Raw genomic sequence first — 23,587 nt, 5'->3', positions numbered from 1 at the left:
TCGTGTCTCAGCCGCCCAGGTCGAGAATGAGCGAGGTGGTGGCTCCGTACACGCCTTCTCCGCCTTGGCGGCCGACGAGCGCGCCCGCGCCAAGCTCGACCACCTTCCCAGGCTTGAGCTTCAGTCCTCCCACCGCGTCCAGGGTGTTCTCATCCCCTAACTCCGCGTGGAGTTCGCCCATGGGCACGAGCACGCCGGAGCCCCACGCCGCCCCGAGTCCCAGCTCCGCACGGGGCTCGAGTTGCTGCTGCCGCGTCTGGGCAAAGCCCGGCCGGAGGACTGCATTCAATCCCAGCGCGCCCACACGCTTGAAGGCGAGGAGCCGGCCATAGAGCGCCCACTGGTCGTCACTGAACTCGGGCCGTGCCAACTCTCCATCGAGCCCTGAGGAGAGCGAGAAGCCCGAGTCGGCGGACTCGAGAAGTCCCACGTGCACGCCCACGCCCACCTGGGACACCCCCCGGTCGAGCGTGCGCGCCTCGCGCTCCCGGCTCCACTCCACTTCACTCTCCAACTGGAGCCGGTGCCCCAGTCCCACCTCACCCTGAAGTGGCGCGTCGATCTGCGCCCCATCGGAGGTGCTCCGCAGGCGGAGCGAGGCCTGAGTCTGCACGGCGCCCGGTTCCTGGATCTGGGGCACATCGGACAACAGGAACGCCTGGACCGGCCAGTCGAACTGCTTCGCCTCGGTTTCTTCAGCAGCCCCCGCGAGCGACGCGAACAGCACGCCGCACGCTGCCACTCCCCCTCGCAGCAGTCGCAAGCTCATGAGACCAAGGTGTGGCCCAGGCTGCCGAGGGACAACACCAATGCCTGGCTGTTCGCTGTCCGCGCGCTCACGCGAGCAGGCAGGTAGCCGGGCGCTGCTACTTCGGCTTGCTTCCGGGGGATGGCTCGTCGGGCTCGGGAGGCGGGCCCCACATGGCGTGCTCTTCCTCGGCGTAGATCTTCTCGCGCTGGGCCATCAGGGCTTGCGCCATGCCGTACGCCCACTTCGCCATCTCCGCGCCGTTCTGCAGCTCGGCCTGAGTGGTGTCGGCCCTCGCAAGCCGGGCCGCGAGCAACTGTCCCGCGAACCAGTCTCGCAGGTTCATCCCCTCGGCCACGAACATGGGCATGGTCATCTTACGCTCTCCTCTCTCCCGGCGTGCGGGCCGGCTCGACGTGCACCACCACATCCACCACCTGAGGGAAGGAAGCATGGAGCTTCTGCTCCACCTCGTCCGCCACCTCGTGGGCCTGGGCCGTGGTGAGCTGCGGATCCACCTCGATCTTCAGGTCCACGTAGACACTGTCCTCCATACCCCGGCTGCGCACGTCCCGGCACGACAGCACGCCCGGGACGCTCAGGGTGAGGCTCCCCACCGTCGCCGCGTCCAGCCGCGCCGTGTCCGAGAGGATGCCTACCGCCTGCCGGACGATTCCGTAGGCCACCCAGGCCACGAACACCATCACCAGCAGCGCCACCAGCCCGTCGGCCCGAGGGAAGCCCAGCCACACCAGCGCCAGGGACACGAGCACGGCCAGGGTGACGAACACGTCCGAGAGCGTGTGGTTGGCGTCCGCCAGCAGCAGGTTGCTCTTGAGCTTCTCTCCGTAGTGCCGCTCGATCCGGGTCACGGCCAGGTTCACCACCAGCGTGAACACCATCACCGCGGCCATGAGAGGCGTCACCTCTGCGTGCTTGTCATGGAGCAGCGAGTCCAAGGCCATGCGCCCCAACTCCAGCATGCCGATGCCGATCATCGCCCCGATGCCCAGCGAGGCGATCGCCTCGAACTTGCCGTGGCCGTAGGGGTGGTCCTCGTCCGCCGGGCGGGCCGCTGCCGTCATCGCCACGAGCCCGAGGATGTTGGAGCTCCCATCGATGAACGAGTGCAGGCCGTCCGCCGTCACGGAGGCGGACTGGTTGAGCAGGCCGAAGACGAGCTTGGCGCTGGCCACGGCCCAGTTGGCCACGAGGATGGCCGCGAGCACCTGCCGGACCTTGCGGTTGCGCTCGGCGTAGGCGTCGACGCGATGGGGGACAGAGGCTTCCACGGGAGCGGAACCTAATGTCCCTGGAGCAGGACCGCGAGTGCGGAGTGGCCTGCTGTCAGTTGGACTGCCGGAACAGGCGCATCCGAGGGCCGCCGCCCATTTCCAGGAAGAAGCCGAAGGAGAAGCGCACCGTGGCGTCCGAGTCCAGCAAACCCGCCGGCGGGTTGGGGAAGGGCTGGGCGCGCTGGAACGAGGCGATGGCCTCCATGTCCAGGAAGTCCAGGCCGCTGCTCTTCTCCACGCGGATGTCCTGCACCATGCCCTTCTGGTCCAGCGTCACGTTCAGCAGCGTGTAGCGGTCCTTGCCGCTGTAGATGCCGCCCGTGGGGTCTCTGCGCCGCAGCTGCACGTTCGGATCCCAGTGCATGCCCACGTTCTGCTTCACGCGGTTGAAGAAGCTGGCGTACTTCCACTCGCGGGTATTGAGGAAGGTGCCGTCGCCTTCCTCGGCGTCTTGGAGGTGATCGTTGGGCGCCGAGCCGATGATCTTGTCCATCACCGCCTGGGACGGCATGAGCGTGGCCAGCCCGGGCGAGCCCATCCGCCCGCTGGAGCCCTCCAGCTCGCCCGCGCCGGAGCCCGGCTGGATGTTCAGCCGCTTCGAGTTGCCCTTCACCTCGTCGCTCTCGTTGCGGTTCTGCACCTGCTTGCCGGGACCCCCGGAGTCCGGGTCCGTCTTCATCGCGATCTCTTGCTTGCGGTGAGCGTCGGGGATCTCGAAGGACGGCTTGTGGTCCTGTGGCGACATGGGCCGATCGTCCTGGCCAACGCCGTTGTTGCCCGCCATCTTGGGCTGCTCGATCTGCTCCCGCCCCGCACCATCGCGAGACTGGGGCGCGGTCCGCTGCGGCATGGCGTTGCGGTAGAAGGGCGTCTGCTCCCGGGCCTTGGTCTCCTTGTCGACCTTGTTGTCGTGCTCGGCCAGGTACTTCGCGTCCGGCGCCTTTTGCTCGTTGCCCTTGGCCACGTCCACCACCTGGCCGTCCGGCTTCTTCTCGTCCTTCTTCTCCTCTTTCTTCTCCTGGGCGCGGGGACGCTCGGTCACCTGTGACTTCGAGGGTGTGAACTGGCCGCGGTTCTTCGCCCACTGCTCCGCTGTGAGCGGGCGCATGGACACGGCGCTGGGCGGGCGCGTGAGCCGCTTCTCGCCGCCGGGCAGGTTGACCTGGAGGTGCGAGAGCAGCAGCAGCAGCCCCACGAAGGCCACATGGGCCACCAGGGCCAGCACCATGGCCACGAGGGCTCGTCCAGGCCCCTCCCGCCTGCGCCTGCGCCTGTCTGGAGCCGGTGTGTGTGTGGCCACGTCCTGAATGATAACCCTCGACTGGCTTAGCTACTCCCGAGTCGTCGCCAGGAGAACAGGGGAGCACAAAATTTTTGCGCTCAGATGACGGAAAATCGAGCGGAGAAGGGGGGAACCCGCGTCCTGCCCCCTCGTGAGGGGGGGAGCAAGGGAGGGCTCGGCCCCGGCCCGTGGGGTTTCGGCTCAGTAGATGGGGGCCACCTCGGCACCGTTGTAGTAGTGCCGGAGGATGTCTCGGTAGCGGTGGCCGGCCTCGGCCCGCCCGATGGCCCCTGTCTGACACATCCCTACCCCGTGACCCCAGCCGCCGCCTCGGAACACCCAGCCGGTGATGCGGCCCTCGGCGTCGCGCGTGGGCTCCACGAGGGCCATGCTGCTGTTGAGCATGCCGAAGAGCTTCCGGATGTTCAGCTCGCCGCGAATCTGGGTGGCACCCCGCTCGCCGGAGAGGGTGAGCACGCGGGCTCGGCCAGACACTCCACGCTCGGAGAGTGTCAGGGCTTGGATGGGACCCACGCCGAGGCTCTCCGTGAAGGCGTTCACCTGTGAGGCGGTGAAGTGTTTCTCCCAGCGGAACTTGTTGGGGCGCGCGAAGGTGGACAGCTGGCAGGCGGCTGGAATGTCCGAGGTGGCGAGGAACGCCTCCAGGTTCGCGGGCGTGGGCACCTTGGAGGAGGGCTCCAGGAGGTCTGGCTGGCCGCGCAGGCTGGGGTCCGGGGGGCCGCCCCAGACGACTTCGTTGTTCTCGGTGTGGCCGCCGCACACGGCGCTGTAGACGGAGTCCACCAGGCGCCCGTCCTTGGAGAAGAGGGCCTCGCCTCGAGTGGCCTCGACGGCGGCGGTGGTGCTGGCGGCCTCGCCCGAGCGTCCCTGGTACACCGCGCAGTGCTGTTCGGAGCACAGGAGGTAAGGATCCGCGAGGTGCTTGGTGCCCACCTTGGCGAGCACCTCGCCGCGAGCGGTGACGGCCTGGGCCTTGAGGGCCTCCATGTGGGCCCGCGCGTAGATCTCCGAGGGCACCAGGCCCTTGAGGAGATCCTCCAGCTTCACCACGTTCACCACCGCGAGCATTCCGGCGCTATCGACCGTGAGCTGCAGGGCGCCGCGGTAGCTGCGGTCCTCGAAGCCGTGGTTCTCGTAGCCGACGTGGTACTCCACCTGGCGGATGTCGAAGCCAGAGGCGTCCAGCGTCTCCGCGTTCAAGGAGTCCTGCGCGAGCCCTACCACGCTGCCCGAGGCATCGCGCACCTCGAGGATGCCGTGGGCCGGGATGTGCACCTCCTCGAAGAGGGTGGTCCGCGCACCGAACTTGCGCAGCAGCTCCGCCTGCTTTGCTGCGGCGTTCTTAGGAGTGAGGGCCTCATCGACGAGGAGCAGGTAGCGCCGGTTGTCGATGACCTTGCCGGCGATGCCATACAGGGAGCCAATCACCTGGACGCGGGTGGAGATCCCGCGCTCCTGCCACTGCTGCTGCTCCTCAGCGAGCCCGGCCTTGTCCGAGAACCGGAACTCGCCCAGCTGAACGCGGTCGGTGAGCACAGCGGGCTCGCCTTGGGTGACGCGGACCTTCCACACGGAGCCGGAGGGGGCCTCCAGCACCTTGTCATCCGGGCCGCCGAAGCGGAGCTTCATCCGCCCGCGAGGGGAGAAGGTGACGTGGGGGCGGCCCTCCATGAGGCGGATGGGCACCTGGGGCTCGCCGCCACGGAAGTCCAAGCGCTTCACCTCCACGGGAGTCGAGAGCCCCTGAGACAGAGGATCTTCGGGGAGAGGTGGAAGCGCGCCCGCGTCCACCGGCTGGGAGGAGGAGGAGACGGGAGTAGGAGACGCCATGCTCGCGCCACCGGACGGAGCAGGCTGCGGCGAGCTGGCGCACGCGGCCAGGAGCAACAGAAGGAGGGTGGGGACGGCCTTGAGCACGGCAGAACCGACCGTAGCCGCGTGGCGCCCCTCTCGCCAATTCGGCGGAAAAACGAAGGCCCGATGCGGCAGAGCGTCGCATCGGGCCGGGACTTCTTGGAGGCGCCACCCGGATTCGAACCGGGGAATGAGGGTTTTGCAGACCCTTGCCTTACCACTTGGCTATGGCGCCACGAACAGGGGACGGTTTTATACGCAAGCCTCTTGGGCTGGGTCAAGGAAGCAACTGCGCCCGCTGCGGTTCACCTCCGTTACCATCACTCCGGGCAAACCTGCCCGCCGGAGAGGGGTTCGCGGATGCTGCACGGCTACGGGCTGTACCAGGAGGAGCACGAGGCCTTCCGCCGCACGGTGCGCGCGGTCATCGAGAAGGAGATCCTCCCCTTTGCCCAGGAGTGGGAGGCCCGGGAGGAGTTCCCCCGGGAGCTCTTCACCCGCTTCGGCGAGCTGGGCTTCCTGGGGCTGAAGTACCCGGAGGCCTACGGCGGCTCGGCTGCTGGGGAGCTGTACGAGGCGGTGCTCCTGGAGGAACTGGGGCGGTGTGGCTCGGGCGGCGTCTCCGCGGGCCTGGGCGCCCAGTTCACCATCTCCACCGGGCCCCTCCACCTGTTCGGCACGGACGAGCAGAAGCGGCGCTTCCTCGCCCCCGCCATCAAAGGCGAGAAGATCGGCGCCCTGGCCATCACCGAGCCCGATGCTGGCTCGGATGTGGCGGGCCTGCGCACCACCGCCATCCGGGACGGGGACCACTATGTGGTGAACGGCTCCAAGACGTACATCACCAACGGCGTGCGCGCGGACTTCCTGGTGTGCGCGGTGAAGACGGATCCGAAGGCCGGCCACAAGGGCCTGTCCATGCTCATCGTCGAGCGGGGCATGCCGGGCTTCGGGGTAGGGCGCAAGCTGCAGAAGCTCGGGTGGCGCGCCTCGGACACGGCGGAGCTCTTCTTCGAGGACTGCCGCGTACCCGCCACCCACCTGCTCGGCCAGGAGGGGCAGGGCTTCTATCAGATCATGGGCAACTTCCAGTGGGAGCGGCTCTCGCTGGCGCTGGGAGCGCTCGGGGCCATGGAGGACATGCTGGAGAAGGTGATCGCCCACGTGAAGGAGCGGAAGGCGTTCGGGCAGACGCTCAGCGACTTCCAGGTGGTGCGCCACAAGCTGGCGGACCTCTTCACCGAGCTCGAGTGCGCCCGCCAGCTCACGTACCACGCGCTGCGCCTCCACGTGGGCGGCGAGTACGCCGTGGCCCAGACGTCCATGGCCAAGAAGGTGGCCACCGAGACGGCCTGCCGTGTGGCGGATGCCTGTCTCCAGCTCTACGGCGGCGCCGGCTACATGATGGAGTACGACATCCAGCGGCACTGGCGTGACGCTCGCCTGGGCCCCATCGGAGGAGGCACCACCGAGGTGATGAACGAGATCATCGCCAAGCAACTCGGGCTGTGAGGCCTCGGCCCGGTCTCCCGGGGAGGAGCAGGCAGGCGAGCTCCCCGGAAGAGGTGTACCTCCCTCCAGGTTGATTCAAGAGGAAGGCTCGCGGTGGAGGTCCCCCTCATGGAACTTCGTATCCCCTGCGCCGAGCTGTACCTCAGGCTTGGGGACGACGATGTCCTCGTCCTTGACTGCCGCTCCCCGGAGAACTGGGAGCAGGTGGAGTTTCACATCCCCGGCTCCCTCCGGATGACGCCCGAGGAAGTCTCCCAGGATCTCTTCATCCTCCCGGACGATGAGCTGATCGTCCTCTATGGCTGTGAGGCGGACTGGGAAAATGTACTCCGCGTCTGCCGCATGCTCCTGATGCAGGGGCGCAAGGCCGTCTGCCTGGATGGGGGAATCCAAGCCTGGATGGCCGAGGGCTTCCCCACGGAGCAGCACCTGTGCCGTGACTCCGCGATGAACGGCTCGCATGCAGCCGCCGAACGGTGGTAAGCAGCCCGGGACTCACGGGAGATAACGCACCATGTCGAAGCTCCGCGCTGTTCTGATCGGTGCCACCGGTCTTGCGGGCCAGCAGTTCATTGCCGCGCTTCAGAATCACCCCTTCATCGAGCTCACCGGGTTGGCGGCCTCTCCGCGCTCGGCGGGCAAGCCCTACGCGGAGGCGCTGCGCACCTCCAACGGGATGACCGCGTGGTTCGTCCCCGAGCCGCTCACCCCCGAGCTGGCCAAGATGCCGGTGATCAGCGGCGATGAGGTGAAGGGCAAGGACTACGACATCGCCTTCTCCGCCGTGGAGGCGGACGTGGCGCGCGAGCTGGAGCCCCGGCTGGCCAAGGACATCCCCGTGTTCTCGGCCGCGAGTGCCTTCCGCTACGAGGCGGACGTGCCGCTGGTCATTCCTCCCGTGAACGCCGCGCACGCGCCGCTGGTGCGCGAGCAGCAGCGCCGCCGGGGCTTCAAGGGCTTCATCGTCCCCATCCCCAACTGCACCACCACGGGCCTGGCCATCACCCTGGCGCCCCTGGCCGAGCGCTTCGGCGTGAAGGCGGTGCTGATGACGAGCCTGCAGGCCATGTCGGGCGCGGGGCGCTCGCCGGGCGTGATCGGCCTGGACATCCTGGACAACGTCATCCCCTTCATCCCCAAGGAGGAGCACAAGGTGGAGGTGGAGACGAAGAAGATCCTCGGCGGGCTGCAGGTGGATGGCACGGCCATCACCTCGCATGACGTGAAGGTGTCCTGCACGTGCACCCGCGTGGCGGTGCTCGAGGGCCACACCGAGTCCGTCTTCGTGTCGCTGGGCAAGAAGGCCACCGTGGCGGAAGTCACCGCCGCCATGCGCGAGTGGAAGGGCGCCGAGGTGGCTCGCGGCCTGCCGTCCGCTCCGCAGCAGTCCCGGTGGATCGAGGTGCTGGACGATCCCTACCGTCCGCAGCCCCGGCTGGACCGCGATACGCACGGGGGCATGGCCACCACGGTGGGCCGTGTGCGCGAGGACGGCGTGCTGGAGAACGGCTTCAAGTACGTGCTCGTCTCGCACAACACGAAGATGGGCGCGGCCAAGGGCGCCATCCTGGTGGCCGAGCTGATGAAGGCCCAGGGGCTGCTGGGCTGACGGGCGGGCCGCCCGGATTTCAGGTGCGGCGGCCGCTAAAACTTTTTACTGTGCGCTCCCGCTGAGGTCGCGCTGAGGAGATTTTTCGATGGCTTATGTCGTCGCCGAGCCTTGCATCAAGTGCAAGTACACCGACTGTGTCGAGGTGTGCCCGGTCAACTGTTTCTACGAGGGGGAGAACTTCCTCGTCATCCACCCGGATGAGTGCATCGATTGTGGGGCGTGCGAGCCGGTGTGCCCCACGAAGGCCATCTTCCCGGAGACGGAGCTCCCCGCGAAGTGGAAGGAGTACAAGGCGCTGAACGCCGACTTCTCGACGAAGTGGCCGAACATCGCCGAGAAGAAGGAGCCGCTGTCCGAGGCCGAGGAGTTCAAGCTCAAGGACGAGAAGCGTCCCCTGCTGAGCACCAAGCCGGGCAAGTAATCCACCCGGCAGCCTGTGGCGCACCAGGGCTCTCCGCCTCATGGGCGTGAGGGCCCTTTGTGTTCCCGCGCTCTTTACTCGACGTGCAGAGAGCGCAGCCGGAGCCCGCGAGCCTCCAGGCCCTCCCTGATGCGCATGAGTTCCTCCTGGGCCAGTGGGCCCTGACGCCCCTGGATGCGCAGCGCCACCTCGCGAGGCCCGGTGCGCTCCACTTGGACCGTGGCGGACAGGGGCTCTCCCAGGCTCAGTCGCAGCGCGGGCCGCTGGGACTGGACGAAGACTTCGATTTTCTCGATGAGCTGCAGGGTGGCCTCCACCCGAGCCTGCGGATCTGGGGCGTCTGCGGGGGACAGGCCTGGCTGGCTCACTGCGAGCCGCGTCTCTCCTGCGGAGGTGAACCCTTCGGCGGGCCCAGGTCCTTGGGGGGACTCGGGAGGCGGAGGCACCAGACGGGCTGATGGCAGTGGGGTGGAGGGCTCTGCCCGGAACTCGCGCGCCAGCTCCCGGGAGATCAGTTCGGTGAGGCGGTGCTCCGTCTTCTCCTGGGACACGGTCTGGGCTTCGGTGCGAGCGTTTCGGAGCCGGAGGGACTCCCCGTGCATGGCCTGGCGGGTCTGACCGAGGTTCTCCGGACTGGCCAGGGCGCTTCGGGACGTGGCGACGACAGGACCGCTGCTCAGCGCCGTCGAGGGAAGGCGAGAGGCGCTACCCGGAAGGGGAGCCGCGCTCGCGGGAGGCTTCGCCGGAGGCCTCAAGGCCTGGGAGGGCGGCAGCTTGGCGCCCGCGGGAGGCGAGGGCAGCCGGGGCAGTGCTTTACCTGGGCTCGGGTTCGCGCTGCTGAATGCGGAAGAGGCGGGCGCAGCGGCCCGCTGGAGAACCTGCTGGAACTGGCCGGGCGCCGGGGTGGTCCTGGCTGGCTCGGCATGATCACGACCGTCGATCTTCATGGGCTCCTCGTGGCTGGGGTGAGCCATGGGGAGGAGCACGGTTCATGCCAAGGGCTTCTCCTCGGAGAACCTCAGGGGCCTCCGCAGGGAACCGTCCAGCGCGGTGGACGGTCCGTCCGCGGAGGGAAACGGTACTCAGCGCCGATTGCCGAAGCCGCCGGGCTGGGTGGGGGCCATGCCCGTCAGCTCGTTGTAGGCCACGGGGCAGGCGGCGGTGGCGTTCGGGTCCGCGAGCAGAGCGCCCTGGGACCAATCCCGGTCCTGGAACACGAGGGCGTCGCGCACCTCCACCTCGGTGATGCCCTTCTTGTACTCCCAGAGCCGGCCCCGCACGAGCAGGCGGGTGCCCTTGGGGATCTGATCGATGCTCAGGAACTGCTTGTCGGCCAGCCGCGCGGTGATGGTCACGCCCTTGGGCTTCTCGGTGGGGATGCCAAAGGGCTGGAGCTGGTTGGCGTTCGGGTTGGGCGGGTAATAGACGAGCCGGGCGATCAGGGCTGGCGGCTCCTCCTCCTCCACGGGCGCGCCCCGCTTCTTCTTGACGGGCTTCTTCTTCTTCTCGAGCGCGGCGTCGATGAACTCGAGCCCGCCGAAGACCACTTCCCGATCGACATAGGTGTCCCGGAAGACGGCCTCGGCGGTCCGGGCAGCGGTGCTGTTGGCGCGGATGACCTCCGTCTCGTAGCGCTCGCGCAGGACGGGGATGGTGAGCATGAAGCTGTCCACGGGCTTTACGCCCTCGGCCAACATGCGCAGCTTGGCGAGATCCATCACCGGGTAGTACGGCGACAGGGCGTTCGCTGTCTCCAGCCAGTCTGCGGGGAGCTTCCGGTCGATGAGTACCCGCCGCACCATGGCCACGAAGTACGTGGAGCCCGGGAAGCGCTGATTCGTGAGCTGGGTGCTCAGCGCCTGGGCGAGCATGGGATCGAGATAGAAATTCTCGTCGCGCTTGTGGAAGTAGGGCGCGGTCTCCCCGAGCAGCGTCAGCAGGCCTCCGACGACCTGGACACAGTTGGGGTTGTTGGTCCCCTGGAGCAGCACCTGGTGGACCTTCGACTTGGTGAAGCGCTTGTCCAGCTCCTCCTCTTTGAACACCGGCGGGTTGCCCGGGTTGAAGAGCTGGGCGGAGGCAGGGAGGGACAGCAGGCCAAGGGCCAGGGCGAGCAGGGCGGGACGCATCACCCCCAGGTTATCACGGGGCGGCGGGTGGGATGGCTTCGCCTTGAGGCGGAGGCGTAGGTGCCGGGGAGGCCTGGAGCACGAGCACGGCAGCGATCAGCTCCAGCCCTCCGGCCAGGGCGAAGAGCGCGTGCCCACCTCCGAGCAGCGAGTAGGCCGCTCCCGCCGAGGAGAACCCGACGAGCCCTCCGACGCCGAACGTCACCGCGGCGAAGATGCCCTGGCCAGAGGCTCGCAGGTGTTGAGGGACGCGGCGCGCCATGAACGCCACGCTGGAGACGTAGAAGACACCGAAGGTCATCGAGTGGAGCAGCGCGAGCGCCACGATGGCGCCCGGCGACGAGGCCACCGCCATGCCGCCCCAGCGCACCGCGCTCAGGACGAAGGAGATGCAGAGCAGGTGCCGGGGAGCAATGCGGTCGGCGAACCGGGGGTATAGGAGCATCGCTCCCACCTCGGCGGCCACGCCCAGGCCCGCGCAGATGCCGACCACCGACGGAGACAGGCCAAGCGCCAGCACGTGAATGGCGAGCATGCCGTTGTAAGGCGTGCAGGCCATCCAGTGCAGGCTGGTGGCGGCCAGCAGCCAGCGCAGGTCCTTGTTGTCGCGCAGCAGGCCCAGGCCGGCCAACGGGTGCGGCGTTCCGCTGGCGGTCGCTTGGGAACGGAGCGAGAAGCTCCAGGCCGCCAGCAGTCCAAAGAGCGTCACGCCCACGAGGATGGTGGAGCGATCCACGGTGCGCACCATCAGCCCGAAGGTGGTCGCGGACAGGATGAAGCCGAGCGAGCCGAACAGGCGCAGGTGGGCGAAGCTGCCACCCCTCTGGGCCACGTGGTTGAGCGCCAGACTGTCCACCATGGGGGTAATGGAGGAGGCGAAGCAGGCGTAGGCGGCGAGCGTCGCCACGAGAGCCGGGAAGCGCTCCACGCCCAGCAAGGGCACGAAGCCGAGCATGGCGCCCACGGCGAGCACGGTGAGGACAGAACTGAGGCGCCCCGTGCGATCAGCCAGATGCCCCCACAGGGGTGGGGTCACCAACGAGGCCAGCGGAGACAGAGCGAGCAGCAGCCCAACCTCGGTCGTGGACAGGGCGAGTGAGCGCAGGTAGGCGGGCAGGAACGGCTGGGTGATACCCACCGTCCCGAAGTACAGAAGGTAGAAGCCGGCGAGGGCAGTCCGCCCGGCGGCTGGGGGAGGGGTCATCGTGAGGCCCCGGCCCTTATCACAGCCCCATCTTTTTTCAGGCTGTTTGCGCTCCAGGCTTTTGTGTACCTTGCCTTCGACATGTCCGACTCGGCGACCCCTCAGCCCGTCACCATCAGCCCGATCCAGAACGAGGCGGAACTCTTCCAAGCCCTGGCCATCCGCGAGGTGGTGTTCATCGAGGAGCAGCACGTCCCCGAGGGCATCGAGCGCGACGCCGAGGACGCGAAGGCCTACCACGTGCTCGCGTTCCAGGGCGGCCACGCCATTGGGACGGGGCGCCTCGTCATGCTGCCGCAGGCTCCCGAGCGCCAGGAGGGCACTTGGGCGCAGATTGGCCGCATGGCGGTGCTGCAGTCCTCGCGCAAGGCGCGGGTGGGCTCCAAGCTGCTCGAGACGCTGGAGGCCGAGGCGAAGCGACGGGGCGTCACCGGCATCAAGCTGCACGCGCAGCTGTTCGCGCTCGAGTTCTACAAGAAGCACGGCTACGAGCCGCTGGGCGCCGTCTTCATGGAAGGCGGCATCGAGCACCTGGAGATGCAGAAGAAGTTCTGAGCCTCACCTCCGTGGCGGGCGAGGCGCCGGGGGCTGCGCGTGGCGCGGATCCTCGGGCCAGCTGTGCCGGGGGTACTTGCGGCACAGCTCCTTGCGGATCGCGGGGTAGTGCCGCTCCCAGAAGCCCGCGAGGTCCGTGGTCACCTGCACAGCGCGCATGTTGGGCGCCAGCAGGTGGAGCACCAGCGGCACGCGGCCCGCGCAGACGCTGGGGCCCTGGGCCATCCCGAAGAAGTCCTGCAAGCGAGACTCCACCCAGGGCGGCTTGCCGGGCTCGTAGTGGACTTTGACGCCTCGGCCTCCGGGCAGGGTGATGCGGTCGGGCGCGTGGGTGGACAGCAGCCGTGCCTGTTCACCGGTGAGGCGCGCGTAGAGAGCGTCCAGCAGGGACACACCTTCCAGATCCGCGAAGCTGCGGGCGCCTGAGCACAGGGACGCGAGCGAATCGCGCAGGAAGGCGTTGTCCACGGCGGGGAAGTTCGCCTGGGGGAAGGACTCGGCGAGGAGGGCCACGCGGGTGCGCCACTGCGTGAGGGCCTCGGGATCGGCGAAGCGCTCGGGCCCGGCGGCGAGCGCGGCCTCGACGAGCACCTTGGCCGTCTCCTCGGACGGAGGCGCGGGCGTGCGGGTCTCCTCCAACACGAGGTTGCCGTAGGCCAGCCGGGTGATGCGCTCGACGCGGCGGGAGTCGGCGTTCCACTGGAGGGCGTCCAGCTCCTCCAAGGCGTCTGGGTAGAGGTCCAGGAGCCACTCGGGCTCGACGGCGCTGGCCAGACGGACGACGGCGCCGCGGCCGGGACGCTCCTCGGCATCGACGGCGACCATCAGCTCGGCGTCTTGGACGACGCTCATCTCGGAGAGGGAAGCGGTACCTCCTCCAAAGAGGAGCAGCTCTGGGGCCCGAGGCCTGCGCCGCTTCGCCACACGGTCCGGGTAGCCTGCGAGCGCGCTGAGCATCAGCGCCTGCTCACGGGCCTCGGGAGACCCGGGGCGAGGACCCTTGTCCTTGACGGCGCGCCGGAGCTGCTTCTGCACCCGGTCCACGGCCTGCACAGCGCCCGCTTCCAGAGAGAGGGAGTGGAGACGTCCGGAGGCGAAGTCCGCGCGCTCTGCCTCTCGGAACCGCTCCAGAAGCTCCAGCAGATCCGAAGGGCCACTGACGACGGCGGAGGCGCGTCCAGGTCCGCTCAAGTTCGCCCGGGCCTCGCGGCGGATATCCCGCTCGCCCATGAGCGCGGCGAGCACTGCGGCGTCAGCACCCGTTCCTCGGCGTTCACCCTCCACGATGATGCGGGCCTGGCGGGGGTGGACGGGGAAGCGCAGGAGGCGGTGGCCGATCTCGGTCACCTGGCCCTTGGGATCCACGGCGCCGAGCCTTCGCAGCAGCGTCTCCGCGGCCTCGAGGGAAGCAGCGGGGGGCGGCTCGAAGAAGGGGAAGGAGGCGAGGTCCTGCACACCCGAGGCGCGCAGCGAGAGCACGGTCTCCGCGAGATCCACTCGGCGAATCTCGGGGGCATCCTGCTCGGGGCGGCCGTCGAAGTCGTGCTGGGTGTAGAGGCGCAGGCAGTGGCCGGCGCGGGTACGTCCGGCGCGTCCGGCGCGCTGGGTGGCGGAGGCGCGGCTCACCTTGGACAGCTTGAGCGTGGGCAGGCCGGACCAGGGCGAGTGCGAGGCCACACGGGCCAGGCCGCTGTCGATGACCACGGCGACACCGTCGATGGTGACGGAGGTCTCGGCGACGTTGGTGGAGAGGATGATCTTCCGGCGCGAGCTGCGGCGCACGGCGCGGTCCTGCTCGGCGGGAGACAGATCTCCGTGGAGCGGGAGCACTTCGACGCCATGGCGCTCGGCGAACTCGGCGCAGGCGTCGCGGGAGCGGCGGATCTCATGGGCGCCCGGGAGGAAGACGAGGACATCGCCATCGAGCCCGGCGGCGAAGACGCGCTTGATGGCGGAGAGCACCTGAACATCAAGGTGCCGGTCATCGGCGGTGGGCAGGTACTCCAGGGTGACGTCGAAGCGGCGGCCCTCGGAGCGCAGGCGGGGGCATCCGCCCAGGTAGGCGCGGATGGGCTCGGCATCGAGCGTCGCGGACATGACGACGAGCTTGAGGTCGGGCCGCGCTCCTTCTTGAAGCCGGCGGAGCATCGCGAGCGACACATCCGCGGCGAGGTGCCGCTCGTGGAACTCGTCGAGGACGACCATCCCCACATCCCTCAGCTCCGGGTCGGAGAGGAGCCGGCGGCCGAGGACGCCTTCGGTGACGAAGGACAGGCGCGTCTTGGGACCTCGGACGTCCTCGAAGCGGACCTGGTAGCCGACGGTGTCGCCCACGCGCTCGCCCAGCTCCTCGGAGACGCGCTGGGCCGCGAGGCGGGTCGGGAGCCGCCGAGGCTGGAGGACGATGATCTCCTTGCCGCGAGCCATCCCGGCCTGGAGCAGCGCGCGAGGGACACGGGTCGTCTTGCCCGCCCCGGGAGGGGCCTCCAGCACGAGCGACCGGGCGTCGCGCAGCGTGGCGACGATCTCCGGCAGGAGCGGATCGATAGGGAGGGCGACTTCGGGCATGGCCGGGTCTCTCACGCGGTGCCGCGAGGTGTTCAGTCCGTCTCGGGAGGTTTGGGCTCGGCCTTCTTGCGGCCACGGCGGGCAGGCTTGGCCTCGGCGGGAGCGGCGTCAGCAGCCACCTCGGAGGGAGCCGGGTCGGCTGCAACTTCGGGAGCCGGAGGCGGCTCAGCCGGAGGCGCTTCAGCCGGTGCCGGAGCAGCCGCAGCGGCATTCTCCTCGGAGGCGACGGTCTCCGGGAGCACCGATGACTCGGCGTTCGGGATCTCCGAGTCCTCACGTGGCTCTTCTGTGGAGGGCTCGGTGCTCATCTCTTCGAAGCCGAAGGGGAGGCCGCGTCCGGCGCGCCGCTTGGGCTTGGCGGAGAGGCCCGTGGAGTCAAAGGCGTCCGGGATCGGAACGAAGGCGGCCTCGGCGAGCAGGCGGGCCTGGCGCACGGCGAGATCCAGCTTGGAGCCCACGGAGATCAGCTCCGCGCGCAGCGGAGCGGTCTGGCTGTCGGGCAGGTTTGCGGGAGTGAGGCTCGCCTGCCACGCGGCATAGGCGCGGGCGACCTGATCAACGACAGGGCGGACAATGGCGAAGTCGTCCTGGGCGAAGATGCGGCTGACGTAGCTGGACTTGAGGCGGCGCTCGTAGGCGGCGGCGAACTCGTTGACGGTCTCTTGGGGGGCGCGGCGGAGCTGGGGAAACTTGAGGTGAGGGAAGAGCGCCTCGATGACGGGGGCGCGGCTGCTGGCGGCGAAGGTGATGCCGGCGTGGAGCTTCTCCAGGGCATCGACCCAGAGGTTCTGTTGCTGGAAGGAGAACTCCTCGCGAGCCTCTTCGAGCTCGGGAAGATCCTTGGCGCGCTCGATCAGGGCGGGAGCGGGAACCAGGGCGGAGTGAACCATCTTGAGGGCGGTGGTCATCCACTCCTTCTCGGGGGCGAGCCCTTCCCGGTCCGCGATCATGTCATTGGCGGTGACGAGGCGGGCTTCGAACGCCTCGGAGAAGCGGATGAGCTCGTAGGCTTCCAGGGTGGACAACGACATGCGGTGGGGCTCCTCGGGAGGGTGGGGGAGATACCACACCCCAGGGTCCATCAGAGCAGGCGTGCGAGGGGTCAGCGATCCTGCAGGAGGGCTTCGAGCGCCCCCGGCGCGGCAATATCCGGAAAGGCGAAGTCGGCGCCGGACTCAATGAGGGCCTGGGGAGTGAAGTTGCCAGTACCCACACCAATACAGACGGCGCCGATGCCCTTGGCGGCGTGGACATCCTTGGGGGTATCTCCGATGACGACCACGCGGCACGCTTCGAGCGGTGCGCCCAGCAACTGAGCGCCCGAGCGGGCTCCGTGGCGGATGAGCTCGACTCGATCCTCGTGGTCACAGCCGAAGCCGCCGAAGGCGAACTGGTCATAGATGCCCACGCGCTCGAGCTTCACGCGGGCGCCCTGTCGCACATTGCCAGTGCCGAGCCCCACTGCGACGCCCGAGCGGGAGCGAGCCTCCAACACGGCCTCGCGCATGCCCGCGTGGACGAAGTAGCTGCGGGCCTCGGTCTTTCTCACCTCCTCGTCGAGGAAGGAGAGGTATGCCGCGATGACGGCGTCGATGGCCTCGGGAGGGGACTCCACGCCGATGAGGGAGAGCGCCTTGCGGACGATGGCACGGTCGGTCATCCCAGAGAGGCTGAACGAATCACACGCATCGAGCCGGCCATGGAGCTTCTCGAAGGCGCGGGAGATGGCGCGGCGTCCGGCACCTCCGGTGGTAACGAGGGTGCCATCGATGTCGAAGAGGAGCACGGTCGGACGCATGGCCTCCATGTAATGGAAGCGCGGGTCCGATGCGAGCCTGGAAGTGCTCAGGGCGCGATGAAGGAGAGACCTTGCTGGAGCGCCTCACGGACGAGCGGCTCCTCCTCGGAGGGGATGCGCTCTTCGAGGGCCTGCTGGACCTCGGGACCGCCCAGGCGCCCAAGCGCCCGAGCGACGGCGATGCGGACCTGTTGCTCGCGATCCTGAAGGTAGGGCAGCAGGGTAGGGATGGCTTCAGTGCCTGCCTGGAGGCTGAGCGCGGTAGCGGCACTGGCGCGCATGGGGGCCTCGGTGTGCGTGTCTTCGAGCAAGGCGCGCAGGCGCGTATCGGGCTGGTCGAGCAGCGAGGCCACCTGGGGGCGAATCGCCAGCGGTGGAGGCAGGCTCACCTGGGCGGAGGCCCCTCCGGGCGCGGCTTGAGGAGGGGCTCCGGGGCCCAGGAGCAGGGCGACGCTGAGCACGAGGGCACCGCGCTTCCATGCAGCGAGGTGGGCGTGAGCGTTCCCGAGCGGGGCTGTCGGCGCGGGCATGAGAGTCTCCTCCGGTCGAGCGCGAGGGTTATATGCCGTCTGGCGGCCAGACTCGACCCTGCCCGTGGACTTTCGCTGGAAGTGGATAGTTTGAAGCGCTGCGGTGCGCCGGTATGGTGCTGGGCGCTATGGCCGGACGCGTCTTCTTCTTCCTGCAGCACGCCACCTACGAGCCCGCGTTCCAGGCGGCGTCCATGGGCATCACCGCGGCTGCAATGGGGGACGAGGTGTACTTCGTCTTCGCCTTCGATGCGCTGCGCCAGCTGCTGCGCGGCACGTTCGGTTTGCCCCACAGTGAGAAAGAGCGGGCGGAGAGTGCGCGAGCCGAGGGCATGGGAGTGCCCACTCCCTCACGAATGTTGGAGGAGGCCCGGGCACTGGGGGCGAAGCTGATTGCGTGCGACACCACGGTGCGCATCTGCGGCTTCGTCCCACAGGAACTGGAGGGCACGTTGGACGAGGTGATGGGGCTGGCCTCGCTGTGGCGGATGACCGAGGGGGCACGCACGCTTGCTCTGTGAGCGCCTTCGGCTTGTGTTGGAACTTGACAGCTTCATTTGAAACGCTGGTGTATGACGGCAGCGCTGTAGCAGCGATGCCGAGGGACCGGTTACTCTCGGCCCCGGACTCGTAGAAAGAAACCCGAAGACGCGGGGGCCGGAACCCGCCCGAGGAAGAAAGCACCGTATGCGCGCCAAGCTGAACATCCTGAGCGCCTTAGCCGTGGGCATTGTCGGAGGCGTGATCGCATCTGCCTGCCAGACGTACGACTTCGAGCCAGTGGAGCCGCTCGCGCTGGCGCAGACGACCGTGGGCGACGTCATTCGCGCCAAGGCGCTGAAGCCGAACCTGATGGTGCTGCTGGACACCTCGGGCTCGATGACGCTGCCGGTGAACCAGGCGGATCCGGACTGCAAGGTTGCAGGGGGGACGCCGCCGAATGACATCTGCGGCCAGCCGGGCGGTACCAACTGCGACGTCAACACGTGCCCCACGCGCTGGAGCGAGCTGCGCGGCGCCATGTCGACGTTCCTGGGCAACAGCGGGAGCATCGCCCGCATGGGGCTGACGACCTACCCGAACTCGAACGGCACCACGTCCACGCAGTGCTTTGCCTCGAGCGCGGTCCGCATCGCCATTCCTCAGGTGGAGGACACGGACAGCGCCGCGCTTCAGAACGCGGCGAGCCAGATCTCGAGCGAGATCCTGAACAAGCCCATCAACGGGCAGGGGGGACCGTCGGGCGGTACTCCCACCAGCGAGAGCCTCAAGTTCGTGTCCAGCCTGACGGAGCTCCAGGGGACGGACCGGGACGACTTCGTCCTGCTGCTGACGGACGGTCTGCCGAACTGCAACTCAGCCAACCCCAACGCGGGCAACCCGGCGACCTGCCGCTGCACGCAGGCCACGTGCGGCACGAGCCCGCTGGGGTGCCTCGACAAGGATGCGTCGGTGCAGGCGGTGACCAATCTGAGGAATCCCGAGAAGGAGAAGGACATTCGGACCATCGTGATTGGCTTCGGCGCCGAGACGGCGTCTGGCGTGGGCCCGGAGACGCTCAACGCCATGGCCGAGGCTGGTGGCTTTGCGCGCAACTGTGTGAACGATGACAACGCTTGTGGCGCGGGTGACACGTGTGATCCGGTCTCGAAGCTGTGTGGCCGGCGTTTCTACCAGGCGGCCAACCAGCAGGAACTGGCCAACGCGCTCGCGCAGATCATCAACAGAATTGGGGACACGAATCCGTGCCTCCTGGCGCTGACTGCGGCCCAGCTTCCCTCGGATCCGAGCCTGATTGTCGTCTATGTGAACGATGCGCCGATGGAGTCGGGCCCGAACACCTGGGAGCTGACGTCTGCGGGTGTCGAGTTCAAGGGGGATACCTGCAACCGCATCCTGGGCTCGACGAACACCAATCCGATCAAGCTCGAGGCCCGCGCCGTTCAACGCAAGTAGCACCGAGGTCGCTTTACCCGGCGCGGGGCGGCGATTAAGAGGAGTCGCGCCGCCCTGCCCATGAAGATCACGATCCTCTCGCGCTCCGCCTCCATTCCGTCCACCCGGCGTCTGGTGGAGGCCGCGCGTGCGCGAGGGCATCAGGTGCGTGTGCTGAACCCGGGCCGGGTGGAGATGCACCTGGATGGGAGCACCGCGAACCTCTTCTACAAGCGCAAGCGGATGCCGCCCTGTGACGTGGTGATCCCGCGCATCGCCCAGTCCATCAACACGTACGGGCTTGCGGTGGTGAACCAGTTCGGGATCCGGGGCGTGCCGCTGATGAACACGGCGCAGGGGATCGCACAGTCGCGCAACAAGATGCGCTCGCTGCAGCTGCTGTCCGCCAACGGCATCGACACCCCGGCCACGGTGATGGCGAGGGACGCCGGAGATCTGAAGGCGATGGTGGGGCTGGTGGGTGGGGTCCCGGTGCTGGTGAAGCTGCTGCAGGGCCAGGAGAAGCACGGCGTGATGGTGTGCGAGAGCCTGCAGTCGCTGGAGGCTGCGCTGGAAGCGGTGCTGGGACTGGGGCACAACCTCGTGGTGCAGCAGTACGTGATGAACACGGGGAAGGACTTCCGGGTTCTGGTGGTGGGAGGCCGGGCGGTGGCGGCGGTGCAGCGCCATCCGAGGGTTGGACGCATGTCCCACACGCTGATCAAGGGCGCGAGGCTGGAGGGCGTGGAGCTGACGGAGGCGTGCCGGGTGACGGCCGAGCGGACGGCGCGGCTGGTGGGGCTGGAGGTGGCGGCGGTGGATCTGCTGGACGTGAACGGGCAGCCCAAGGTCTTCGAAGTGAACAGTTCCCCAGCGCTGCCGGACATGGAGGCGGCGACAGGGATAGATCTGGCGACACCCATCATCGAGCGCGCGGAGGCGCTGGTGGCGGGGGCTCCGGGAGTGGAGCATCAGGAACTGGGGGCAGGGGGGGCGCCCGTGAGCGTGCCTGGAGGGAAGAAGGGCTCGGCCCGCCGAAAGGCAGCGAGGCGGTCTTCGGGGAAGGTGTCGACCTGAAGAGGATGAAGAGAAAACGCTGCCCGAGCGTCGGAAGGCTGGCTATACGCTGGCCCGTCTATCGAGGAGAACGTCCCATGCTTCACCTGCGTCGTCTTGCTCCGATTGTCACCCTGTGGGTGGCCCTTGCGTGGACCCAGGCTCGCGCCGAGGGCGAGGTGGATCCCACCACCCTCTACGAAGTGAGCACCGAGGGCACGTCCGCCAAGGTGAAGGCCGGGGAGAAGGGCGTCTTCGTGCTGTCCATCAAGAGCAAGGCGGGGGCGCACGTCTCCGACGAGGCGCCGCTGAAGCTCCAAGTGAAGGGGACGCAGCTGACGCCGGCCAAGGAGCAGCTGACGCTGGTGGACTCGGTCGCGAAGAAGGCCGAGGGCCAGTCCTTCGCGGATCCTCGCTTCGAGGTGCCCTTCACGGCGGCGGCGGCGGGCAAGGGGCTGGTGGACGCGAAGCTGACCTTCTTCATCTGCACGGAGAAGATCTGCGCCCGGCAGCAGAAGACGTTATCCATTCCTGTCGAGGTCCAGTAGGCCGCCATGCGTGATCGTGCATCTCGAGGTACCGAGCAGCGGGAGCGCGGCGAGCGCAGCGAGCGCCACGTCTACGGAGTAAACCCGGTCATCGAGGCGATGCGGGTGCGCGCGGACGAGGTGGATCGCCTCTACATCACGGAGGGGCAGCTGGGCTCGAAGGCGGCGGCGGAGATCCTCAGCCGCGCTCGAGACGCGGGCATTCGAGTGGAGCGTGTGCCGCGGGAGCGGCTGGCCTCGCTTGCGGAGGGTGGCGTCCACCAGGGAGTGGTGGCGGAACTGCGCGGCTTCCAGTACGCGGAACTGCCGGACCTGCTGGAGGCGGCCGAGGCGAGCGGGCGGCCTCCTCTCATCGTGGTGCTGGATGGCGTCCAGGATCCCCACAACCTGGGGGCCATTATCCGTTCGGCGCACGCGCTGGGGGCCCATGGCGTCGTCATTGGCAAGGACCGGGCGGTGCCGGTGACGGGGCTGGTGGCCAAGGCCTCGGCGGGAGCGGTGGAGCACTGCCCGATTGCCCGGGTGGTCAACATCTCCCGCGCGCTGGAGGAGCTGAAAGAGGCCGGGGTGTGGGTGGCCGCGGCGGACGTCGACTCCCAGGAGCCTCTCTGGAAGGCCCGCTTGGACGGTCCACTGGCGATCGTCGTGGGGGCCGAGGGGGCAGGCGTGCGAGAGGGTGTCCTCAAGCACTGCGACTTCCGCCTGCGGATTCCCATGGCAGGTCAGGTAGGTTCACTGAACGCGTCGGTGTCCGCAGCCATCCTTCTCTATGAGGTTGCTCGGCAGCGGGGTGTGGGAGTGTCGGGCAGATCCTAAGCCAGGGATCAATCTCCTTGACTTCAGGCACCCAGGGTCTCTAAAAGGGCCCGCCTTTCGACGCCGGTGACCGGGCAGTTGACGGTCGCCGTAGGGGTGCATGGGGTAGGGCGGGTAGCAGCCGGAGTAATGCCGGTGTAGCTCAGTCGGTAGAGCAACTGATTTGTAATCAGTAGGTCGCGGGTTCAAGTCCCGCCGCCGGCCATAAGGACGGGGCCGCGGATGAGGGCCCGGACGGAAGAAAAGCAGTTTGAGAGTGGTAGAAGCACGCAGTCGTAGTAGAGAAGAAGCATACGGAGGGATACCCAAGCGGCCAAAGGGAGCAGACTGTAAATCTGCCGGCTCTACGCCTTCGATGGTTCGAATCCATCTCCCTCCATCGGTCAACGCGGGAATAGCTCAGTTGGTAGAGCGTCAGCCTTCCAAGCTGAATGTCGTGGGTTCGAGTCCCATTTCCCGCTCCAACCCGTTGTTGTGTAGTTCCAAGCCCTGATAGCTCAGTTGGCAGAGCGCATCCTTGGTAAGGATGAGGTCACCAGTTCAATCCTGGTTCAGGGCTCCATTTCTCTCTAGAGGAGCGTCATGGCCAAGGAGAAGTTCGACAGGTCCAAGCCCCACGTGAACATCGGGACCATCGGTCACGTGGACCACGGGAAGACGTCGCTGACGGCAGCCATCACGAAGGTGCTGGCGAAGACGGGAGGCGCGACGTTCCTGGCTTATGACCAGATCGACAAGGCCCCCGAGGAGCGCGAGCGTGGCATCACCATCTCCACGGCGCACGTGGAGTACCAGACCAAGGCGCGGCACTACGCGCACGTGGACTGCCCGGGCCACGCCGACTACGTGAAGAACATGATTACGGGCGCGGCGCAGATGGACGGCGCCATCCTGGTGGTGTCCGCGGCGGACGGCCCGATGCCGCAGACGCGCGAGCACATCCTGCTGGCTCGGCAGGTGGGCGTGCCCTACATCGTGGTCTTCCTGAACAAGGTGGACATGCTGGACGACCCGGAGCTGCGCGAGCTGGTGGAGATGGAGGTTCGCGACCTGCTCAAGAAGTACGAGTTCCCGGGCGACAAGATTCCGATCATCCCCGGCAGCGCGCTGAAGGCGCTGGAGGGAGACACGAGCGAGATCGGCGAGGGAGCGATTCTCAAGCTGATGGAGGCGGTGGACAGCTACATTCCGACGCCGGAGCGCGCGACGGACAAGCCGTTCCTGATGCCTGTGGAGGATGTGTTCTCCATCGCCGGCCGCGGAACGGTGGCCACCGGCCGCGTGGAGCGCGGCACCGTCAAGGTGGGCGAGGAAGTGGAGATTGTGGGACTGCGCCCGACGCAGAAGACGGTGGTGACGGGCGTGGAGATGTTCCGCAAGCTGCTGGACGAGGGCCGGGCGGGCGACAACATCGGCGCGCTGGTGCGTGGCCTGAAGCGCGAGGACATTGAGCGCGGGCAGGTGATTGCCAAGCCGGGCTCGATTACGCCGCACACCAAGTTCAAGGCGCAGATCTACGTGCTGACGAAGGAAGAGGGCGGCCGCCACACGCCGTTCTTCAAGGGGTACCGTCCGCAGTTCTACTTCCGCACGACGGACGTGACGGGAACGGTGAAGCTGCCGGAGAACGTGGAGATGGTGATGCCGGGCGACAACATCGCCATCGAGGTGGAGCTCATCACCCCTGTGGCCATGGAGGCGCA

The 23,587-nt window shown here is 67.9% G+C and carries 23 protein-coding genes and 5 tRNA genes; 15 read left to right on the top strand and 13 right to left on the bottom strand.

The genetic code is table 11. The features are described 5' to 3' along the window. Positions 1-7 precede the first annotated feature (7 nt). The 6 genes from DB31_RS38695 to DB31_RS38670 form a co-directional block, all read right to left on the bottom strand. Positions 8-769 carry a hypothetical protein gene (locus DB31_RS38695; protein WP_157232379.1) on the bottom strand — a complete coding sequence of 254 codons (762 nt, stop codon included), beginning with the start codon at positions 767-769 and terminating at the stop codon, positions 8-10. Between the two features lie 97 nt (positions 770-866). Then, a complete protein-coding gene (locus tag DB31_RS38690) occupies positions 867-1,124 on the bottom strand; it encodes a hypothetical protein (protein WP_044197747.1) in 258 nt (85 codons plus the stop codon). Between the two features lies 1 nt (position 1,125). Beyond that, positions 1,126-2,040, bottom strand: coding sequence for a cation diffusion facilitator family transporter (locus DB31_RS38685; RefSeq protein ID WP_044197745.1), 915 nt, complete (start codon positions 2,038-2,040; stop codon positions 1,126-1,128). Between the two features lie 55 nt (positions 2,041-2,095). Then, complete coding sequence (locus DB31_RS38680) at positions 2,096-3,343, bottom strand: energy transducer TonB family protein (protein WP_044197743.1); 1,248 nt, start codon at positions 3,341-3,343, stop codon at positions 2,096-2,098. Positions 3,344-3,526: 183 nt separating this feature from the next. Further along, entirely contained in the window at positions 3,527-5,176 is a 1,650-nt protein-coding gene (locus DB31_RS38675; protein ID WP_083969167.1) for a SpoIID/LytB domain-containing protein, read from the bottom strand. A 184-nt stretch (positions 5,177-5,360) separates the two neighbouring features. Beyond that, positions 5,361-5,435: transfer RNA gene (locus DB31_RS38670), tRNA-Cys, on the bottom strand. A 125-nt stretch (positions 5,436-5,560) separates the two neighbouring features. Between DB31_RS38670 and DB31_RS38665 the strand changes: the two genes are divergently transcribed. From DB31_RS38665 to fdxA, 4 genes are all read left to right on the top strand, one after another. Next, complete coding sequence (locus tag DB31_RS38665) at positions 5,561-6,712, top strand: acyl-CoA dehydrogenase family protein (protein WP_044197738.1); 1,152 nt, start codon at positions 5,561-5,563, stop codon at positions 6,710-6,712. Between the two features lie 108 nt (positions 6,713-6,820). Continuing rightward, positions 6,821-7,195 carry a rhodanese-like domain-containing protein gene (locus DB31_RS38660; protein WP_044198005.1) on the top strand — a complete coding sequence of 125 codons (375 nt, stop codon included), beginning with the start codon at positions 6,821-6,823 and terminating at the stop codon, positions 7,193-7,195. A 31-nt stretch (positions 7,196-7,226) separates the two neighbouring features. Then, the gene (gene asd, locus DB31_RS38655) at positions 7,227-8,321 is read left to right on the top strand and encodes an aspartate-semialdehyde dehydrogenase (protein WP_044197736.1); all 1,095 of its coding nucleotides are present in this window, start codon (positions 7,227-7,229) and stop codon (positions 8,319-8,321) included. 88 nt (positions 8,322-8,409) lie between these two features. Beyond that, positions 8,410-8,745 carry a ferredoxin FdxA gene (fdxA, locus tag DB31_RS38650; protein WP_044197735.1) on the top strand — a complete coding sequence of 112 codons (336 nt, stop codon included), beginning with the start codon at positions 8,410-8,412 and terminating at the stop codon, positions 8,743-8,745. Between the two features lie 74 nt (positions 8,746-8,819). Here fdxA and DB31_RS38645 read toward each other — a convergent pair whose 3' ends face one another. From DB31_RS38645 to DB31_RS38635, 3 genes are all read right to left on the bottom strand, one after another. Continuing rightward, complete coding sequence (locus DB31_RS38645; protein ID WP_044198004.1) at positions 8,820-9,692, bottom strand: hypothetical protein; 873 nt, start codon at positions 9,690-9,692, stop codon at positions 8,820-8,822. Between the two features lie 135 nt (positions 9,693-9,827). Next, positions 9,828-10,874, bottom strand: coding sequence for a hypothetical protein (locus tag DB31_RS38640; protein WP_044197732.1), 1,047 nt, complete (start codon positions 10,872-10,874; stop codon positions 9,828-9,830). Positions 10,875-10,887: 13 nt separating this feature from the next. Next, positions 10,888-12,078, bottom strand: a complete 1,191-nt coding sequence (locus DB31_RS38635) for an MFS transporter (RefSeq protein WP_044197730.1) — start codon at positions 12,076-12,078, stop codon at positions 10,888-10,890. 81 nt (positions 12,079-12,159) lie between these two features. Between DB31_RS38635 and DB31_RS38630 the strand changes: the two genes are divergently transcribed. After that, complete coding sequence (locus DB31_RS38630; protein WP_044198002.1) at positions 12,160-12,633, top strand: GNAT family N-acetyltransferase; 474 nt, start codon at positions 12,160-12,162, stop codon at positions 12,631-12,633. A 3-nt stretch (positions 12,634-12,636) separates the two neighbouring features. On the opposite strand, the gene hrpB is transcribed toward DB31_RS38630, so the two are convergent. The 4 genes from hrpB to DB31_RS45645 all read right to left on the bottom strand — a co-directional run bounded on the left by hrpB (position 12,637) and on the right by DB31_RS45645 (position 17,529). Then, the gene (hrpB, locus tag DB31_RS38625) at positions 12,637-15,201 is read right to left on the bottom strand and encodes an ATP-dependent helicase HrpB (protein WP_044197728.1); all 2,565 of its coding nucleotides are present in this window, start codon (positions 15,199-15,201) and stop codon (positions 12,637-12,639) included. Between the two features lie 32 nt (positions 15,202-15,233). Then, a complete protein-coding gene (locus tag DB31_RS38620) occupies positions 15,234-16,232 on the bottom strand; it encodes a hypothetical protein (RefSeq protein ID WP_044197726.1) in 999 nt (332 codons plus the stop codon). A gap of 71 nt (positions 16,233-16,303) precedes the next feature. Then, positions 16,304-17,008 carry an HAD family hydrolase gene (locus DB31_RS38615; RefSeq protein ID WP_044197724.1) on the bottom strand — a complete coding sequence of 235 codons (705 nt, stop codon included), beginning with the start codon at positions 17,006-17,008 and terminating at the stop codon, positions 16,304-16,306. A 38-nt stretch (positions 17,009-17,046) separates the two neighbouring features. Further along, complete coding sequence (locus tag DB31_RS45645) at positions 17,047-17,529, bottom strand: HEAT repeat domain-containing protein (protein WP_052420588.1); 483 nt, start codon at positions 17,527-17,529, stop codon at positions 17,047-17,049. A gap of 128 nt (positions 17,530-17,657) precedes the next feature. On the opposite strand from DB31_RS45645, the gene DB31_RS38605 reads away from it, so the two are divergent. From DB31_RS38605 to tuf, 10 genes are all read left to right on the top strand, one after another. Then, positions 17,658-18,050 carry a DsrE family protein gene (locus tag DB31_RS38605; protein WP_044197998.1) on the top strand — a complete coding sequence of 131 codons (393 nt, stop codon included), beginning with the start codon at positions 17,658-17,660 and terminating at the stop codon, positions 18,048-18,050. Positions 18,051-18,216: 166 nt separating this feature from the next. After that, positions 18,217-19,485: an adventurous gliding motility lipoprotein CglB gene (cglB, locus tag DB31_RS38600; protein WP_044197722.1), complete on the top strand. Its 1,269-nt coding sequence runs from the start codon at positions 18,217-18,219 to the stop codon at positions 19,483-19,485. Positions 19,486-19,545: 60 nt separating this feature from the next. Further along, the gene (locus tag DB31_RS38595) at positions 19,546-20,541 is read left to right on the top strand and encodes an ATP-grasp domain-containing protein (RefSeq protein ID WP_044197720.1); all 996 of its coding nucleotides are present in this window, start codon (positions 19,546-19,548) and stop codon (positions 20,539-20,541) included. Between the two features lie 77 nt (positions 20,542-20,618). Next, positions 20,619-21,068 carry a hypothetical protein gene (locus DB31_RS38590; RefSeq protein ID WP_044197718.1) on the top strand — a complete coding sequence of 150 codons (450 nt, stop codon included), beginning with the start codon at positions 20,619-20,621 and terminating at the stop codon, positions 21,066-21,068. A gap of 6 nt (positions 21,069-21,074) precedes the next feature. Continuing rightward, on the top strand, positions 21,075-21,884 hold the full coding sequence (gene rlmB, locus DB31_RS38585) for a 23S rRNA (guanosine(2251)-2'-O)-methyltransferase RlmB (RefSeq protein ID WP_044197716.1): 810 nt from the start codon (positions 21,075-21,077) through the stop codon (positions 21,882-21,884). Positions 21,885-22,015: 131 nt separating this feature from the next. Beyond that, positions 22,016-22,088: transfer RNA gene (locus DB31_RS38580), tRNA-Thr, on the top strand. A 91-nt stretch (positions 22,089-22,179) separates the two neighbouring features. After that, a tRNA-Tyr gene (locus tag DB31_RS38575) sits at positions 22,180-22,263 on the top strand. A 9-nt stretch (positions 22,264-22,272) separates the two neighbouring features. After that, positions 22,273-22,348 (top strand) — tRNA-Gly (locus DB31_RS38570). A gap of 22 nt (positions 22,349-22,370) precedes the next feature. After that, positions 22,371-22,446, top strand: a tRNA-Thr gene (locus tag DB31_RS38565). 20 nt (positions 22,447-22,466) lie between these two features. Continuing rightward, a partial coding sequence (gene tuf / locus DB31_RS38560; protein ID WP_044197714.1) for an elongation factor Tu occupies positions 22,467-23,587 on the top strand: 1,121 nt, incomplete at its 3' end.

The sequence above is a fragment of the Hyalangium minutum genome (genome assembly GCF_000737315.1).
Taxonomy (GTDB): Bacteria; Myxococcota; Myxococcia; order Myxococcales; family Myxococcaceae; genus Hyalangium; species Hyalangium minutum.
Note: the sequence above shows the minus strand (reverse complement) of the source record. Positions and strands in the feature narration are given on the sequence as shown.

Excerpts from the sequence above, each read along its gene's own strand:
- DB31_RS38695 (WP_157232379.1), bottom strand. The coding sequence starts at position 769 with ATGAGCTTGCGACTGCTGCGAGGGGGAGTGGCAGCGTGCGGCGTGCTG.
- DB31_RS38690 (WP_044197747.1), bottom strand. The coding sequence starts at position 1,124 with ATGACCATGCCCATGTTCGTGGCCGAGGGGATGAACCTGCGAGACTGG.
- DB31_RS38675 (WP_083969167.1), bottom strand. The coding sequence starts at position 5,176 with ATGGCGTCTCCTACTCCCGTCTCCTCCTCCTCCCAGCCGGTGGACGCG.
- DB31_RS38665 (WP_044197738.1), top strand. The coding sequence starts at position 5,561 with ATGCTGCACGGCTACGGGCTGTACCAGGAGGAGCACGAGGCCTTCCGC.
- DB31_RS38660 (WP_044198005.1), top strand. The coding sequence starts at position 6,821 with ATGGAACTTCGTATCCCCTGCGCCGAGCTGTACCTCAGGCTTGGGGAC.
- asd (WP_044197736.1), top strand. The coding sequence starts at position 7,227 with ATGTCGAAGCTCCGCGCTGTTCTGATCGGTGCCACCGGTCTTGCGGGC.
- fdxA (WP_044197735.1), top strand. The coding sequence starts at position 8,410 with ATGGCTTATGTCGTCGCCGAGCCTTGCATCAAGTGCAAGTACACCGAC.
- DB31_RS38645 (WP_044198004.1), bottom strand. The coding sequence starts at position 9,692 with ATGAAGATCGACGGTCGTGATCATGCCGAGCCAGCCAGGACCACCCCG.
- DB31_RS38640 (WP_044197732.1), bottom strand. The coding sequence starts at position 10,874 with ATGCGTCCCGCCCTGCTCGCCCTGGCCCTTGGCCTGCTGTCCCTCCCT.
- DB31_RS38635 (WP_044197730.1), bottom strand. The coding sequence starts at position 12,078 with ATGACCCCTCCCCCAGCCGCCGGGCGGACTGCCCTCGCCGGCTTCTAC.
- DB31_RS38630 (WP_044198002.1), top strand. The coding sequence starts at position 12,160 with ATGTCCGACTCGGCGACCCCTCAGCCCGTCACCATCAGCCCGATCCAG.
- hrpB (WP_044197728.1), bottom strand. The coding sequence starts at position 15,201 with ATGCCCGAAGTCGCCCTCCCTATCGATCCGCTCCTGCCGGAGATCGTC.
- DB31_RS38620 (WP_044197726.1), bottom strand. The coding sequence starts at position 16,232 with ATGTCGTTGTCCACCCTGGAAGCCTACGAGCTCATCCGCTTCTCCGAG.
- DB31_RS38615 (WP_044197724.1), bottom strand. The coding sequence starts at position 17,008 with ATGGAGGCCATGCGTCCGACCGTGCTCCTCTTCGACATCGATGGCACC.
- DB31_RS45645 (WP_052420588.1), bottom strand. The coding sequence starts at position 17,529 with ATGCCCGCGCCGACAGCCCCGCTCGGGAACGCTCACGCCCACCTCGCT.
- DB31_RS38605 (WP_044197998.1), top strand. The coding sequence starts at position 17,658 with ATGGCCGGACGCGTCTTCTTCTTCCTGCAGCACGCCACCTACGAGCCC.
- cglB (WP_044197722.1), top strand. The coding sequence starts at position 18,217 with ATGCGCGCCAAGCTGAACATCCTGAGCGCCTTAGCCGTGGGCATTGTC.
- DB31_RS38595 (WP_044197720.1), top strand. The coding sequence starts at position 19,546 with ATGAAGATCACGATCCTCTCGCGCTCCGCCTCCATTCCGTCCACCCGG.
- DB31_RS38590 (WP_044197718.1), top strand. The coding sequence starts at position 20,619 with ATGCTTCACCTGCGTCGTCTTGCTCCGATTGTCACCCTGTGGGTGGCC.
- rlmB (WP_044197716.1), top strand. The coding sequence starts at position 21,075 with ATGCGTGATCGTGCATCTCGAGGTACCGAGCAGCGGGAGCGCGGCGAG.